Raw genomic sequence first — 16,134 nt, 5'->3', positions numbered from 1 at the left:
GGCATTTTTCCTGTTAGTAGCCGAGTGTTCGATCGACGAGGCCGATCGGATTTCGTCCAGCGCGGTGGCGCCGGATGTTCTCTACGACGGATTGTGCCGCCGTATGCGGTTGGGTCACGGACGCGATATGCGGCGTGATGATCACCTTCGGATGGCACCAGAGGGGATGGGTTTCCGGCAGTGGCTCGGGATCGGTGACGTCGAGCATGGCTGCTGCGAGGTGACAACTGTCGAGCGCCGCGACGAGTGCGCCCTGGTCAAGCTGCGGGCCGCGACCAACATGCAGGAGCTCGCTCCCACCGGCAGGAGAGAGAAGAGGCTTTCGTTCAGGATGTCTCGTGTTTGCTCCGTCAGGGTCAGAAGACAAACAAGGATATCCGTGCAGGAAACTGCCAAGCTGATCCTCGCCATGGAAGCAGGTGACACCCTCCACCACCTTTTCGCTGCGGCTCCATGCGGCAAGCGAAAATCGAAACGGCCTCAAACGGTCGGTTGCGGCTTGCGCCAGCATTCCAAGGCCCAAGAAGCCCACGCGCCTATCGCTGGCCTGGGAGGTTGCAAGAGCCTGCCACACGCCCCTGCTCTGCTGCTGCCAATATGCAAGCATCTCGCGATGGAGCATCAGCACACCAAGGACCACGTATTCCTGCATCATGCGAACGATGCCGTCCTCGAACATGCGCACGAGCTTGACGTGGCCAGGTATGGTCTCCGGCTTGAACTGGTCGACCCCGGCGCCGATGGAAAAGAGCACTTCCAGATTACAATAACGCGAGAGATCGTCGGGCGCGTTCCAGGTCAGCAGGTACCGCACCTTTTCGGCGCGAAACTCTCGCTGCAATGATGGAATTCCAGATCCGGAAGCTCGCGCGCAAAGACCTCGCCGAAGACTACCGCCCTCGCAGCATCGGAATTGAACAAAAATGCCATCGGTGCACGCCTCTACCTGGCTTGGCGTGTCGACGACGCCCGGAAAAGCGAATAGCCTCGCAAGACATTCTTGAGCATTCACGGCGCCCCAATCTTCCTGCACAGTTTGCCGAACATCGATAGGGTAGCTGCGAGCCCGAGCTTTCCCTGCCGAATTAGGCTGCAAGACAGGCCGAAGATTTCGAAAAGAAGGCCCAAACAGGGGAAACCTGCTGGGATTCCGTGCGATAGTGCGACGAAATACGTCTGCTACCCTATTGTGGCGGGAGGAAAAAGGCGCGATGTGCGAGAGATTGGCATCCCGCGAAGGAATGGACGAGTCGAGATGGGACGAACGGTACGCGTGAAGTCCTTTGAACTGGCCGCGAAAGACATCAACGACGTTGATGTGACGCTGCTCCACGCCCTCTCGACCGGGGTTGGCTGGCCGCATCGCCCCAAGGATTGGGATTTCTTACGCCGCGCAGGTCACGGCATCGTAGCCGTTGATGGCATAGGACGCGTCTTCGGCAGCGCGATGTGGTTCCCACATGGCCGCGAATTCGCGACGATTGGCTTGGTAATCACATCGCCTCGAACCCAGGCACAGGGGACCGGCCGCTGGCTCATGGAGCAGGTATTCGAGCGGTGTGGCGACCGGAGTTTGAGCCTCAACTCGACCGATGCCGCATATCATATGTACCTTTCACTGGGCTTCACGAAGGAAGCCACGGTGTATCTATGGCAAGGGGAGGTCGTATCACCACCCCCGCCGGTGCCAGCACTGGAAGGCGAATTGAGATCGCTGTCCGCGGAGAACATCGAAGAGATCGTAGGACTGGATGAGCGCGCGTTTGGGACCAACCGTCAGAGGCTGCTTGCGTTGCTTTCTGAAGGTGCATCGATCTGCGTCCTCTGCCGCGGCGGAGAGATCGTGGGTTATTCCATGGCGCGCGAATTTGGGCGCGGTCATGTGATCGGGCCGATTGTCGCCAGCAATGATTGTGATGCGATCCATCTCACGGCCATCCATCTCAAGGATCTTGCCGGAAGGTTCGCCCGCGTGGATACGCGAGAGCAGACGGGTTTGTTTGCGGACTACCTTCAACAGAACCGCCTCGGGATGAACGACACAGTCACGACCATGTCCAAGGGGCGGCGATTCCTGAACCGAAAGGAAGACGAGCCGTGGGTTTACGGTTTGGCCGGTCACGCCTTGAGCTGAACCCGTGCACGCGCGTTGACTTAGGCGCCTGCTAGCCCGAACCGAAGCGCTTGACCGATCTTCCGCAAGATGCGGACGCGTGAAGAGTCCGTCTCGTCAACCGACCTTCTTAGGGTCCAGGTGGTCGCGCATCTAGAGGCGTTCGGCCCCCCAAATCGGGAAAATCCGGCACTGAATTTTGCCGGTTGCTCCTACCCATGATACACGCTCATGTTGTATATTTATTAATGGTTGCATTGGCAGAAGAATTCCCGTTGGAATGCAGGGAATGCCAAATGACAACTACGAAGGGTGGACGACGTTTCCGGTCAGCCGGGATTCTCTCGAACGTCAAAGAGGATTTGGAGCTTTCTTTATGGCTGTTTCAGCTGAACTGGATCCTCATCGGCGTGGTCCTGGTCATGCTCGCGCTCGGTGTTCTGCTGACCAGCTTCCGAATGGAGGTCAATGGCTACGTCATTCTGCTCGGAATGGCGGGGCTCTACGGATACATCGGGCATCGCAACGCGATATCCGGCGCCGCCAATCCGCGGGTCTATGCAACTCTATTCACTCTCGCGCAGATCATTCTGGTCCTGGTTCTCGTCACATCGCTCGGATATATCGCGGCGTCAGCGGCGCTACCAATGCAGGAAGCCCGGCTGCTGGCATTCGATCATGCGCTCGGGTTGAATTTTCGGACCTATCTGTCGTTTGTGAACGACCGGCCGGGATTGATCCGCGCGCTTGCGCCCGCGTACAATTCCATATTCTTGCAGCTGACCGTTCTGGTCGTTGTTCTGCCCGTGTGCGGTCTCTACCGACGGGCCGCAGAGTTCGTCCTTGGCTATGCAATAACGCTGATCGTCACCACGGTCATTTCCACCCTGATCCCCGCCACGGGCGTTTATCATGCTCTTGAACTCGTGCCGGCGGATCATCCGAATGTCGAGCCGCTCGTTTACTACGCTACCCTGCGAGAGCTCCCCCTTGTCCGCGATGGCTCTACGAGAGTGCTAGATGCGTTCAGTCTGGCGCCCCTCCTGACCTTTCCGAGCTTCCACGCCATAACCGCTGTCCTCTACACATGGGCCATGTGGCCACTCCGCTGGTTGAGGCTTGTCGGGTGTTGTTGGAACGCCCTGGTGTTGGCGGCGACCCCGATTGGCGGTGGGCACTTCTTTGTCGACGTCATCGCTGGTGTGGCTGTCGCGTTAGCAACGATCTATGCGATACGCCGCCTAGTGAATTACCTTGCACACGGCCAATCGCAGAAGCGACAAGCGATATTGATCCCCTCGTTCACGACGGGCGCGAGATGATAGAAGGACGTCATTCACATTCGCCAGCCAACTTCCCTCTATTCCCCCGCACTACCCGGATGTGCATGGGCAGAATGTCGCAACCAACGACAATCGGAGAAAATTTCGGGAGAGAAAAATTTCTTCTCAGGTTCCGGCAAATGAATGCGATACCGCGTCGATGCAGCGCCGACCAACCGATATTGGGCAGGCTGAAGCAGCCACTTTATCTCGGTGCCGGACTAATCGGCACAAGCAGCACGTTGTGCTCTGGCGCGGCTGCTACGCGGCAAGTCCTCCGAACCACGCGCCGAAATAGCCGGCATAAAGCGCCGGGCGTTCGAGATTCATCGAATGCCCGATGCCGGGCACGATCACCAGCCGGCAAACCGGCATCGCCTCGGCCATGGTGCGGAGGTCAGCAGGTGCAATCCAGCCATCGCACTCGCCCCACAGCACGAGGTGCGGGTGCCGGATCTCGGACATACGGCGCTCCAGCTCACGGCTCTCCTTCTCCCGCGTCAGGTTCACCGGCGTGCCGATCCAGATCCCCTCCGATACACCGAAGGTCTGTTCGATGATCCGGTCGAACAGCGCCTGGATCTCTCCTAGCCCCTCGCGAAAGCGGGGGATCATGTTCGGCCCCAGGCTCTCCGGGACGAACAGCGAAGAAGCGGCTGTCGCCATCACGGACCGCGTCAGCTCCTTGCTCGACATCATGGCCCTGAATAATCCGATCTGGTCGGCATTGAAGGCCATGCCGAGCGGCGTCACCGGATCAAGCGCGAACACGCGGCCGAAGCGCTGCGGCTGCTTGAGCAGCATCCTGGCCGCGATGATGCCGCCGGTGGAATGTGTCGCGAGATGGCAATAGCCGATCTCGAGCGCATCAAGCGCCGCCAGCATGTCGTCGGCGTGCTGCCGCATCGAGTAGTTGGAATAGTCGGCCGCCGGCTTCGGCCGGTCGCTGTCGCCGCAGCCGCGCCAATCGATGCCGATCACGCGAAGGCCGGATGGGAACAACGGCGCGGCGAGTTCGATCCAGTCCTTGCTGGCGAGATTTCCGTGGATGAAGACGACGGTGACGTCGCCTCCTCCCCACTCCCGCCAGCCGAGCTGGACTTCGCCCGCCTGCACCCTCGGCATCGCCGGGCCCTACTTGTTGAGGCCGGCCGTCGGCGCCGCTCCGGGCGGTGTCGGCGCCACTGGCAGGGCCGAGACGACGGCGCCCTTGATCATGCGATCGGTACCGAGCGGCGATGACACGTCAACCGTCCCCTTGGTCACGAAATCCACGACATCGGCGGCGTATTCCACTGGATTGTCGGTGTGGATGAAGTGTCCGGTCTCCGGATAGATCTTGAGCATCGGCCGGTTGCCGGCATTGGTCATGCGCGTCATGAACGGCGTGATGACGTCGCGGCCGAGGTCCGTCAGCCCGTTGAACGCGGGCGTCGGAATGAACGGCTCCTTGTCGCCGAACGCCAGGAAGATCGGCGCTTTGATCTGGGTGACCCGCTCATAAAGGTTCTTCGGGTCATCCTGCTGGAGTTCGGCACCGATCGTATAGATGTCGAAGATGAAGACGTTGCACCATTGATCGAGCTCCTTCGGGTTGCCCTTGGTCAGCCCGACACGCTGCTCGGTATGGAAGCGGGCATATTCGCTGTCGCTGAAGAAGTAGCCGCTCTTCGCAGCCGACACCACGCCGGTGTCGGGGTCACGCTTCTTGAAATAGAAGAAGTCGCGGATGTTCTGCTCGCTGCGTGCCTTTTCCGCGGCGAGAATACCGGTCTGGTCCCAGACCTGCTTCCACTTTTCGAAGTCGCGGCCGAGGCCGTCGGCGAAGAGAGGCGCCTTCTTGTCCTTGGCGATGGTGATCTCGCGCGGATATTCCTCGAGGCCGGACGGCGCTTCCAAGGCGAGGCCCTGCACCGCATCCGGCCAGATCAGGGCGTAGCCTACGACGAACTGGCCGCCGAGCGAGTGACCGAGATAGTACGCCTTCTTGACACCGAGCTGGTTGACCACGAGGTCGTAGATCACCTCGCGCATGTCCTGCATGGTGCGAGCGGGGTTCTTGTCGAGATTGCCGGGGCCCGACATGCCGTAATGCGGCAGGTCTGGCACGATTACGCGCAGGCCGCTGCGCAGCGCATACTGCATGATGTTGCCGTAATGGCCGCCGAACGCGCCCTTGCCGTGGATGATGACGAGCACCTTCGGATCCTTGTCGGTGCCGGCATACTCGTCCATGTAGCCGATTTCCCAGGAATTGCCGCTCTTGTCCTTGGCACTGCCGAATTTGACCGGATAGGGATAGGTCACGTAGGCCTTCCAGAACGACTTCTTGGGATCGATAGTCTGGGCGACGTCGGGCACGCGGTAATTCTTGTCGACGAATTTCTGGGCGCGATCGAGAGCCGCCACGTCATCCATGAAGGCGACGAACTTCGGATCGTTCTTGCGCTGGTTGATGATCGGGAACACGCCGTAATGCGCGACCGGGCTCTCCTGTGCGATGAGATCAGCGCCGGGCACGCGATCAACAGCCTTCTGCGCCAGCTTGAAGTTCAGCCAGAGGTCGTTGGTGATGTGCATCACCAGCGTGCGGGCCTGAATGCGACCGAGATAGGGATTGATGTTGTGGGTCTCGCCCACCCTGTTGCGCCAGACGAGGTCGACGGCGTCATAGAGCTTGGCACGGTTGGTGACGTTGAGACCGGCCTTCTCGTTCGGCGGATCCCAATAGAAGATCTCCGGCTGTACCGCCGCCCAATTCTGGGTCGTACGGAAGGCGAAGTCATAACCCGTCATGCCGAGGATCGACCAGCCGAAGGCCACGCCCGGCACCGGATGCTTTTCCTTCGGGAGCTTGTAATAGTCGCCCTTGGTCGCCTGCCAGACCGGATCGCCCTGGATCGCGGCCGTCATCATCTGGAAGGTCCAGTTGCCGACGGGGTCGTCGCCATCCGATTGCGTCGTGCCGCCGATCGGCATCAGGGCGCTGACATATTCCGGATGCATCACGCCCCAGACGTAAGTCTGCGTGCCGCCCATTGAGACGCCGGTCACCAGCGCGACGCGCGCGACCTTCAGCTCGTCGCGCAGCAGGCGGTAATTCGCCTGCACCATGTCGTAGTAGCTGTATTGCGGGAACTTGATGCCGAGGCCGTCGGACGGCTTGCTCGCGCCCCAAGTGCCGAGCGGATCGACCATGACGACATAATAGCGATCCGTGTCGATCGGCCGGCCCGGACCGATGATGGGCACGCCACCCGACAACGCCGCACCCTTGACCCACTGTTCGTACATGTCGGTGGAATCGCCGGAATAGTAGGAGTTGATCACGATGGCATTGGTGATCTCGCCGGCGGCGTTGCGCCTTGCGTTGCCGATGGCGATGTAGGCCGTGCGAAGCTTGCCGGCGCCGAGCGATTCCAGCGTGACGCCGCCCTCGCCGCCGTTCTCCCATTTTGAGGGGTCGGACAGGTCATACTTGCCGCCGAGACGGAAGTTGGCGATCTCGTAGGTCTTCTTCAGCCCATCATGCTGCACCTGCGACGAGCGGCGCGTGAAAGGCTGTGCGGTTGCGATCGCCGTTCCGAGCAGCAGCACGATCAGGCTCATGAAGCAGCGCTTCAACGCGTCTTGTCCGAACATGACGCAGTCCTCCCTGGAAGATTTTCCTGAAACGCTAAGCAGGGCGGCCAGGGGAGGTTTGATCTAACTCAATGGAATCCGTTCGCAGGGATCGAAGATCGCGGGCATCAAAACACCGGCAGTACCCTGCGATGCCTTTCCTCAGCCTCGGCTCATATCGGATCCGCTATGAGCTCGACGGGCCGGTGGGCGCGCCGGCCTATGTCCTCGTGAACGGCCTGACGCAATATTCCGAACTGTGGGGCGCCTATCGCGAAGCCTTGTCGGCGCGAGGCTTTCGCGTTGCAATCTTCGATCTGCTGGGCCAGGGCGGCTCCGACAAGCCGAGGCTCTTCATCAGCCAGGACGACCAGGTCGCCGCCTTGCGTCTCCTGATCGACCAGCTGGGGGACGGTCCGGTTTTTCTGAGCGGGATCAGCTTTGGCGGACTGATCGCGCTGCGATATGCGATCGAGCATGGCAAGCGACTGGCCGGGCTCGTGCCGATGAGCTGCTTTGCGGAACTGTCGCCGCAACTCTTGCTGCTTGGCAATGCGCTGCGAACCGGGCTGATCCTCGGCGGCACGAGTTACCTCCAGGACCTCCTGCTGCCGATGAACCTATCGGACCAATGGCTGAAGCCGCTGCTGGACAGGCTCGACAGCGTGAAGCGGCAAGGTTGGCTCGTCAACGACGTCTACGCGCTGCAGAACCTGATGGAATCCTTCCTCGACTTCCAGCCGCTCACGCCGCGCCTGTCCGCGATCGCCGTTCCGACCATGATTCTCAACGGCGAGTTCGATTTTCTCACGCCGCGGGGTCTCCACGAAACATTGCGTGTCGAGATTCCCAACAGCTCCCTGGTGATCATTCCCAAGGCCTATCATGCGTTCACGCTGGAGAAGGGAGCGCTGACGGCGGACCTGCTGGCGCGCTTCGCTGATGACGTGCTGGCCGGGCGATGGGAGGGACATCAATCGATTTGGGTGGCACCGGACGAGGCCGGCGGGGAGCTGACGCCGTTTCCAGACGGTTACGACCATCTGCGTGCCATCCCGGTCAGAAGAGCGGTGCCATGAGCGGCTTCCTCGGCCCGCTCGATCCCGACGGCCGCATTCCGCCGCGCCAGCAGACGCGGATCGGGGCGTTCCTGATCTCGGCGCATGGTGCCCTAGCGCGGCAATTCGCCCTCTCCTTGCCGGCGAGGTTTGAAGCGGCCTGGCAGACCGAATTGAACGCGCAGTTCTATCGGGAGACCGAGATCGTCTCCCTGCTGATGCGCGCCACCTCCTGGGTCCCGGATGTTGCCCTCGGATACATGCTGATGACTTGGGAGACGGCTTGGCTTCCTGCGCCGCTCGCGGAGATCACGGACCCTCACCTCGCCCAGGCCGTCAACCTCGCAACGCTCGCCCATGCCGTCCACGCCGGCATCCGGCCGGCTGCGCTGCTCCCGGTCGAAGCCAATCCGCAGGATGCGTTCGTCATGGCTTTGCGCCGCATCGAATTCGAGAGCGGCCGGCTGCTGCAAGCGCAGATCCTGTTCCTCAAAGGCCCCGACCTCGCTCCATACCGAGATGCGGTGAGCGCGGCACTCGAGCAGCGCCACGTCGGTGTTCGCAAGCTCTGGCGCGAGACACTCGAAAGCATCGGCATCGACGCAGCCGGAGCGGAATGATCCGAAAGCCTTGACCCAGATCAAGGGAGCCCGCCCCCCGCCCGCCAACATCCGCACGTTACCGCCCTTCTGCCATCGTCGGCCGACCGGGAGTTTCGATCATGAAGGCCGTTTCCGTCGAAGAAGCCGTTGCGATGATCCCGGCGGGCGCCAGCGTCATGGTTGGCGGCTTCATGGGAGTCGGAACGCCGGAGCGGCTGCTCGACGAAGTCGTGCGCCAGAGGAAGACAGGTCTGACCTTGATCTCGAATGACGCCGCCACGCCCGGCAAGGGCGTCGGCAAGCTGTTCGATCAGGCCCTGGTGTCGAAGCTGACGGCAACGCATATCGGTCTCAATCCGAAGGCGCAGCAGCAGATGCTGGCGAACCAGATCGCCGTCGATCTCGTGCCGCAAGGCACGTTCGTCGAGCGCATCCGCGCCGGCGGATGCGGCCTCGGCGGCGTGCTGACGCCGACCGGCGTCGGAACGCTGGTGGCCGAAGGCAAGCGTCAGATCGAAGTCGACGGCAAGCCGTTCCTGCTGGAGACGGCGCTGCGGGCGCAATTCGCATTGGTGCACGCCTTCCTCGCCGATTATCTCGGCAACCTCGCCTACGCCCTCACGTCGCGCAATTTCAACCCGGTCATGGCGATGGCGGCCGACACCGTCATCGTGACGGCGGAGCATATCGTCCCGGTCGGCGTGATTGCACCCGATCATGTCATCACCCCCGCGCCGCTCGTCGACTATCTCATCACGAACGGGTGACACCATGGATCCGCAGATCATCATCGCCCGGCGCGTCGCCAAGGAGCTGAGGAACGGCAACCTCGTCAATCTCGGCATCGGCATTCCGACGCTGGTCGCCAATTATGTGCCGTCGGACCTGAAGGTCTTCTTCCAGTCCGAGAACGGACTGATCGGCACCGGGCCGATCCCCGAGCAGGGCATGGCGCATCCGACGCTCACCGATGCCGGCGGACGCCCGATCAGCGCGCTGCCGGGCGCCTCCACCTTCGACAGCGCGATGTCGTTCGGACTGATCCGCGGCGGCCACGTCGATGTCACCGTGCTCGGCGGCCTCCAGGTCGATGCGCATGGCCATCTCGCGAACTGGATGATCCCGGGCAAGATGGTTCCCGGCATGGGCGGCGCAATGGACCTCGTCACCGGCGCCAAGCGCGTGATCGTCGCCATGCAGCACGCGGCCAAGGGCAAGTCGAAGATCGTGGCGAAATGCTCGCTGCCGCTGACCTCGGCGCGCCCTGTCGACCTGGTCGTGACCGACATGGCCGTGATCGGTTTTCCCGACGGCAAGGCGACGTTGCTGGAAACAGCGCCCGGCCTGAGCGTCGGCGAGGTCCTGGCGCTGACGGAGGCCGAGCTCGCCATTCCCGACAATGTTCCGGAAATGAGGATCTAAACGGGTCAACCCATGCGAATATTCAGCGACTTCAACGAGATCAAATCCGCAATCGGCACCGAGATCGGTGCCAGCGACTGGATCGAGATCACGCAAGACCGCATCAACCAGTTCGCCGAGGCGACCTGCGACGAGCAATGGATCCATGTCGACCAGGAGCGCGCCAAGCAGGAGATGCCGGGCGGCAAGACCATCGCCCATGGCCTGCTCTCGCTTGCCCTTGCGCCGCTGTTCATCCGCTCGGTCATCGGCCTGAAGGGGCTGCGCAACACGCTGAACTACGGTGCTGACCGCATCCGATATCTCGCGCCGGTACCGGCAGGATCGAAGCTGCGCGGCCGGGTCACGATTGCGGAAGCAGAGGACGTGCCGCCGGACGGGCTGCGCGTCAACTACCACCTCGTGATCGAGATCGAGGGCGGCAAGAAGCCGGCCTGCGTGGCCGAACTGATCGCTCTGCACTATCGCTGAATCAAAAAGTCGAAAAACAACCCCATGCACAGTAGCCATGGGGCTGATTTGACTGAGGTTTCCGTTTCGCCCTCTGTTCGCCCGGAGCCGGTTGCGCCGTCGGGCAAAAAACTGGCAATATGTCACCATCAGCCCACGGGTCGCCGGACTGTTCAGCGCGGCGGCAACGCGGCGTCAATCGATGATGTGATAGCCGCCGTCGATGTAGAGCACGCCACCGGTGATCAGCTTGGCGCCGTCGAGCGCCAGAAAGGCGGTGGCATTGCCGACATCGTCGATGCTGACGAGGCTGCGCGAGGGCGCCTTGGATTGTGCCTTGTCCATCAGCTCGTCGAACTCCGGAATGCCCGAGGCCGCGCGGGTGGCAAGCGGTCCCGGCGAGATCGCGTGCACGCGGATGCCCTTCGGACCGAGCTCGGCAGCGGCATAGCGAACCGCGGCCTCGAGCGCCGCCTTGGCGACGCCCATGATGTTGTAGTTCTCCACCACCATCTGGCTGCCGTAATAGGTCATGGTGAACATCGTGCCGCCGCTCTTCATCAGGGGTTCGGCAAGATGCGCCATGCGCAGGAACGACCAGCAGGAGACGTCCATGGTCTTCAGGAAGCCGTCGCGGCCGACATCGACGACGCGGCCGTGCAACGCCTCCTTCGGCGAGAACGCGATGGAATGAAGCAGGAAATCGAGTTGCCCCCATTCCGACTTGATCCGCTCGAAGACCGCCTCGGTCTGGCCTTCGACCATGACGTCGAGCGGCAGGAAGATCGGCGCTTCGAGCGCCTGCGCCAGCGGCTCGACGTGCTTCTTGGCGCGATCGTTCAGATAGGTGACGGCGAGATCGGCGCCGAGTGCGCGAAACGCCCTGGCGCAGCCCCAGGCGATCGACTGGTCGTTGGCGATGCCTACGACGAGGCCCTTTTTCCCCTTCAGAGCGACCTTGCTGTCCGGAAATACTGGAATCATGACACCCTCTCTTGTCTGGGGTTGGGCGATTGGCCGTTCATCAACAGCGTCAGCGTGTGCTGCGCGATCATGAGCTCCTCGTCCGTCGGGACGACGTAGACCGGAACGAGACTCGTCTTTGCTGAGATCAGCCGCGAATGGCGCGTGTTCTCGGCAGGGTCGAGTGCCACGCCAAGCCAGCCGAGCTGCTCCGCCACACGTGCGCGGATGCCGCTCGAATTCTCGCCGATGCCGGCGGTGAAGACGAAGGCATCGATGCCCTGCAACGCCGCCGCCAGCATGCCGGCATTGAGCCCGATGCGATAGACGAAATAGTCCACCGCCAGCTTCGCTTGCGGATCAAGGCTTGCCTCGAGCTCGCGCATGTCGTTGCTGACCCCGGAAAGCCCCTTCAATCCGCAATCGCGATAGAGAAAATCCTGCACCTTCGATGCCGTCATGCCCTTTTCCGACAGCAGATACAGCACGACCCCCGGATCGAGCTGGCCCGGACGCGTGCCCATCGGCAGCCCGTCGAGCGCCGTGAATCCCATCGTGCTCTCGACGCTCAGCCCATTCTTCATCGCGCACATCGACGCGCCACTGCCGAGATGGGCGACAATCACCCGGCGCTTTGCGATGTCTGGCGCGATCTGCGGCAGGGTCCTGGAGATGTACTCATAGGAGAGCCCGTGAAAGCCGTAGCGCCGCACACCTTCGGCGTGGAGCTGGTGGGGGATGGCGTAATGATCGGCCAGCGGACCGTGCGTGCGGTGAAACGCGGTGTCGAAGCACGCGACCTGCGGGACCGTCGGGAAATTGGCCAGGATCGAGCGGATCGGCGCCAGATTGTGCGGCTGATGCAGCGGCGCCAGCGTGACGAAGCGTTCCAGCCGTGCCACCACGCCATGGTCGATGAGAACCGGCTGCTCATAATCCGGCCCGCCATGGACGACACGATGCCCGACCGCCAACGGATGGATACGAGCCTCCTTCCGCAGCCATTCCCCCGCGACTTGCATCGCCGCCGGCACATCCGGAATGGCCTCGATCGGATAGGCCCGGTCCGCCATGGGGTCGTTGCCTGCCCTGCTTGCACGCAAGCGCGGCCGGCTGCCGATGCCGTCCACCTGCCCCTTGATCAGCCGGCGCAGAACGCCCTCACCCTCGACCGCAAAGACCTGGAACTTGACGCTCGACGAGCCGGCGTTGACGACGAGGATGCTGTCCATGGCGGTCACGCCGCGACTGTCGGCGCCTTCTGGCGCCGCGCGTGAGCATAAAGTGCAGCAACCGCGCAGGACGCCATCCGCGCTCTTGGGCTGTCCGCACGTGAGGTCAGGACGACGGGGACGCGCGCGCCGAGCACAATGCCGGCGCCGTCGGCCTTGGCGAAATAGGCGAGGTTCTTGGCCAGCATGTTGCCCGCTTCGAGGTCGGGCACGACCAGGATCTGAGCGCGGCCGGCCACTTCGGACTTGATGCCCTTGATCCGCGCCGATTCGAGGTCGATCGCGTTGTCGAAAGCCAGCGGCCCGTCCAGCACGCCGCCTGTGATCTGGCCGCGATCCGCCATCTTGCAGAGCGCCGCGGCCTCGATGGTGGACGGAATTTTCGACGTGACCGTTTCGACTGCGGAAAGGATGGCCACCCGCGGCGACTTGCCGAAGCCCGCCTGATTGTAGAGGTCGATCGCGTTCTGAATGATGTCCCGCTTGGCATCCAGATCGGGGAAGATGTTGATGGCGGCGTCAGTGACGAAGATCGTCTCGGCGTAGGCCGGCACATCCATGACGAACACGTGGCTGATGCGCCGATCGGTCCGCAATCCCCCGACCTTGCCCGTGACGGCCCGCATCAGCTCGTCGGTGTGAAGGCTGCCCTTCATGAGCAGTTCGCCGCGCGCGGCATGGATCAATTCGACGCCCTTCGCGGCGGCATCGTCGCTGTGCGCGGCATCCACGATCTCATAACCCGAGATGTCCAGGCCGAACCTGGCAGCCGTATCCCTGATCTTGCGCTCCGGCCCGACCAGGAGCGGCCGGATGATGGCGGCGGACGCGCTGTCGACGGCGCCTCGCAAGGATGTCTCATCGCATGGATGCACGACGACGGTCGGCGTCGGCGGGATTGCCTTGGCCGCGGCGATCAGGCGATCATACTTGCTGGGAGACTTTGTGGCCGTCGCATCTGACATGATGTCGCTCCCGATCCTTACAACTCGCGCTACGACGCCTTCGCCTTGGGATCGAAAGGGGCTACGTTCGACGCCCTTTCGGCACCGTCCGCAGTGTCGAGGCCAAACAGGCCAGCGATCTGCCGCAGCCGGTTTGCACGCTCGCCCGTGACGTCTGCACTGGCCGACAGCACCTGTTCGATCGCTTGAAATGCTGCGCGACGAGCGTTCATGTCGTCAGGCAGCAATTTCGGGATTGCGGCGAGCGCCCCTTCTCGATCGAGCAGCAGCATGAAGAACTGCTCGCGTACCAGCATCTTGAACTCGGCAAGAGACATGCGTGCGCCGCCATGTTCCCGGCGGACCTGGCGCAGAGCCTCGATGCTGCGTTCATCCACCATTCCCCGTGCCGAGCCGACATAGAGCAAAGCGCGCAACGCCGCTTCACGGAGGCCGCCCTCACCGATCCGCGACTTCAGCTCGGCGATGCGCTTCTCGAGCATGGCGCGATGCTCGGCGGACATCTCACGCCGGCGGGACGGTGTGGACGTCGGATCGATCCCGACCGCCGCCTGGAGCGCCGGGGACCCGTAGACGCTGAGGAACATCGCTTCGCTGAGCGCCTCCTGTGAATCGCGCCAGCTGTCGAGGGCGTGAACGACCTGCTTCGAGATCTGCTCCTGAAACGCCAGGAACGGATTGTCCGCAGCGACCGGCTTGCGCTCCTCGGCGGCCTTCTCGGCCAATGATTTCACCGTCGCCATGTAAGGATTCTGGCTGCTGAACAGCTCGTATTGCAGCCGCAGCGGATGCATGTTGTGAGCCCATTCCGCCATCTGTGGCATCACCATGCGCTTGAGCCACGGCTGGACGAATTTCTGATAGGCCGCCAGGTTGATTTCCGAGATCCGCTTGGCCGTGGCAAAGCGTCGCTCGTCCTCGGGCGAATTGCCGCCCATGGCGCGGATGTCGTCGAGCGTCCGCGCTTCGCAGCGCATCACCCACTGGCCGACGACCAGATCCGAACTTGCGGTTTCCTCATCCTTCGCCTCGAATGTCGCTTCATAGAGCCCGGGCGGCAGAACGTCGATGAGGTCGATGTTGCTGGAAAATTCCGCATGCTCCTTCTTGGCAACGCCGCCGGAGACGAAGATGCCGAGGTGGCCGATGCTCTTGTGCACGGTGTAGACGATGGTCTGGCCATAGGCCCTGATCTCATCGACATCGGCATAGCAATCGAGGATCCAATGCAGCGCCTGCTGCGGCGGCGTGATGTTGTCGCCCTCCGAGCAGAACACCACGATCGGAGATCTGATGTTACGAAGATCAACCTTCCGGCCATCGGACATTTCGATGTTGCCGGCTGCGAGGTTGTTGCCGACGAACAGCTCATCGACGATGAACTGAATCTCCTCGGCGTTCAGGTTGACGTGGCCGCCCCACCAACGCTCGAATTCAAGGTATCGCTCTGCCTCGGTGTCGACCTTGGAATAGACGTTGTACTGCTTGGTCCAGAGCGTATTCGACGGGTTCTGGTTCTCGAAGTTCTGCACCAGCCATGCACCATCGAACTTGCCGGCGCCGAGATCAGACGTCAGCGCCGTCAACCAGCTTCCGCCCAAGAGCCCGCCCGAGTAGCGCATCGGATATTTTCCGTGGACGCCGGCCCAATAGGCCAGCGGCGCGCCGGCGATGATCAGCGGACCGAACAGTTCGGGACGCAGCGAGGCCAGGATCATGACGGCCCATCCGGCCTGGCAATTGCCGATCACGCACGGCTTGCCGTCGGCATCTGGGTGAAGGCTCATGACCTTTTCGATGAAAATGGCTTCGGCACGCGCGATGCGCTCGATGGTCTGACCGGGCATCGGATCCGGCAGGAATCCGATGAAGTAGCAGGGATGGCCTGCCTTCATCGCCACACCGATCTCGCTGTCCGCCTTGAAGCCGCCGATGCCGGGGCCGTGGCCCGCACGCGGATCGACCACGACGAACGGCCGCCGGTTCGTGTCGATCTCGACGTTTTCGGGCGGAACGATGCGCACCAGCGCGTAATTGACGGGTTCGGCGAACTGGCGCCCGTCCATGATCAATTCGGCCGCATATTGCAAAACATGCGGCGCGGTTTGCGCGACATGCTCCCTGTACTGATCCCCGCGCCGGCGCATGATATCCAGGAACAGGACACTGCGCTGTCCCGCATCGACCAGGTATTCGACTGCCGAGGCGACCAGCCCCGACATGGGACCGCCCGGAATTTGTAACTTGTCCATGGCCATGTTCTCGACCTCTCCGTCGCCTTCCAATTGACGGCGCTGGGCGAGGACGAACGTTGATCTAGGTCAAGATGATCTGCACGCTTGGGAGGCGTTTATCCTGCATCATAGGGCATGAGACGCGGCTGGAC

Annotated in this window: 14 protein-coding genes; 7 read left to right on the top strand and 7 right to left on the bottom strand. The window is 62.2% G+C overall.

Features of this window, described 5'->3' with window-relative positions; translation table 11 throughout:
- Positions 1-13 precede the first annotated feature (13 nt).
- Positions 14-841 (bottom strand): glyoxylate/hydroxypyruvate reductase A, encoded by an 828-nt coding sequence (locus tag N2604_RS18130; protein WP_260375972.1) that lies wholly within the window; start codon positions 839-841, stop codon positions 14-16.
- 414 nt (positions 842-1,255) lie between these two features.
- Between N2604_RS18130 and N2604_RS18125 the strand changes: the two genes are divergently transcribed.
- Positions 1,256-2,134, top strand: coding sequence for a GNAT family N-acetyltransferase (locus tag N2604_RS18125; RefSeq protein ID WP_260375971.1), 879 nt, complete (start codon positions 1,256-1,258; stop codon positions 2,132-2,134).
- Positions 2,135-2,409: 275 nt separating this feature from the next.
- The gene (locus tag N2604_RS18120; RefSeq protein WP_260375970.1) at positions 2,410-3,435 is read left to right on the top strand and encodes a phosphatase PAP2 family protein; all 1,026 of its coding nucleotides are present in this window, start codon (positions 2,410-2,412) and stop codon (positions 3,433-3,435) included.
- A gap of 261 nt (positions 3,436-3,696) precedes the next feature.
- Here the strand turns inward: N2604_RS18120 and N2604_RS18115 are convergent, their stop codons facing one another.
- Complete coding sequence (locus N2604_RS18115; RefSeq protein WP_260375969.1) at positions 3,697-4,560, bottom strand: alpha/beta fold hydrolase; 864 nt, start codon at positions 4,558-4,560, stop codon at positions 3,697-3,699.
- A gap of 9 nt (positions 4,561-4,569) precedes the next feature.
- The gene (locus N2604_RS18110) at positions 4,570-7,077 is read right to left on the bottom strand and encodes an alpha/beta hydrolase (protein WP_260375968.1); all 2,508 of its coding nucleotides are present in this window, start codon (positions 7,075-7,077) and stop codon (positions 4,570-4,572) included.
- 131 nt (positions 7,078-7,208) lie between these two features.
- Here N2604_RS18110 and N2604_RS18105 point away from each other — a divergent pair, with 131 nt between their 5' ends.
- The 5 genes from N2604_RS18105 to N2604_RS18085 all read left to right on the top strand — a co-directional run bounded on the left by N2604_RS18105 (position 7,209) and on the right by N2604_RS18085 (position 10,609).
- The gene (locus N2604_RS18105; RefSeq protein WP_260375967.1) at positions 7,209-8,135 is read left to right on the top strand and encodes an alpha/beta fold hydrolase; all 927 of its coding nucleotides are present in this window, start codon (positions 7,209-7,211) and stop codon (positions 8,133-8,135) included.
- A complete protein-coding gene (locus tag N2604_RS18100) occupies positions 8,132-8,734 on the top strand; it encodes a hypothetical protein (protein WP_260375966.1) in 603 nt (200 codons plus the stop codon). Before N2604_RS18105 ends, N2604_RS18100 begins: the two co-directional genes overlap by 4 nt.
- Positions 8,735-8,835: 101 nt before the next feature.
- Positions 8,836-9,483, top strand: a complete 648-nt coding sequence (locus tag N2604_RS18095; protein ID WP_260375965.1) for a CoA transferase subunit A — start codon at positions 8,836-8,838, stop codon at positions 9,481-9,483.
- Positions 9,484-9,487: 4 nt separating this feature from the next.
- Entirely contained in the window at positions 9,488-10,138 is a 651-nt protein-coding gene (locus tag N2604_RS18090) for a 3-oxoacid CoA-transferase subunit B (RefSeq protein WP_260375964.1), read from the top strand.
- Between the two features lie 12 nt (positions 10,139-10,150).
- Positions 10,151-10,609 carry a MaoC family dehydratase gene (locus N2604_RS18085; protein ID WP_036028008.1) on the top strand — a complete coding sequence of 153 codons (459 nt, stop codon included), beginning with the start codon at positions 10,151-10,153 and terminating at the stop codon, positions 10,607-10,609.
- 174 nt (positions 10,610-10,783) lie between these two features.
- Here the strand turns inward: N2604_RS18085 and fabI are convergent, their stop codons facing one another.
- From fabI to N2604_RS18065, 4 genes are read right to left on the bottom strand one after another with little or no spacing between them, the layout of a single operon-like run.
- Positions 10,784-11,572, bottom strand: a complete 789-nt coding sequence (fabI, locus tag N2604_RS18080; protein ID WP_260375963.1) for an enoyl-ACP reductase FabI — start codon at positions 11,570-11,572, stop codon at positions 10,784-10,786.
- A complete protein-coding gene (locus N2604_RS18075) occupies positions 11,569-12,783 on the bottom strand; it encodes an acetate/propionate family kinase (protein ID WP_260375962.1) in 1,215 nt (404 codons plus the stop codon). Before N2604_RS18075 ends, fabI begins: the two co-directional genes overlap by 4 nt.
- Before the next feature lie 5 nt (positions 12,784-12,788).
- The gene (locus N2604_RS18070; RefSeq protein WP_260375961.1) at positions 12,789-13,748 is read right to left on the bottom strand and encodes a phosphate acetyltransferase; all 960 of its coding nucleotides are present in this window, start codon (positions 13,746-13,748) and stop codon (positions 12,789-12,791) included.
- A 29-nt stretch (positions 13,749-13,777) separates the two neighbouring features.
- A complete protein-coding gene (locus N2604_RS18065; protein WP_260375960.1) occupies positions 13,778-16,006 on the bottom strand; it encodes a DUF3141 domain-containing protein in 2,229 nt (742 codons plus the stop codon).
- Positions 16,007-16,134 lie beyond the last annotated feature (128 nt).

Origin of the sequence: Bradyrhizobium sp. CB1015 (assembly GCF_025200925.1) — a bacterium.
Lineage (GTDB): Bacteria > Pseudomonadota > Alphaproteobacteria > Rhizobiales > Xanthobacteraceae > Bradyrhizobium.
The sequence above is the reverse complement of the archived record's forward strand: the minus strand, read 5'-3'. Positions and strand labels throughout refer to the sequence as shown.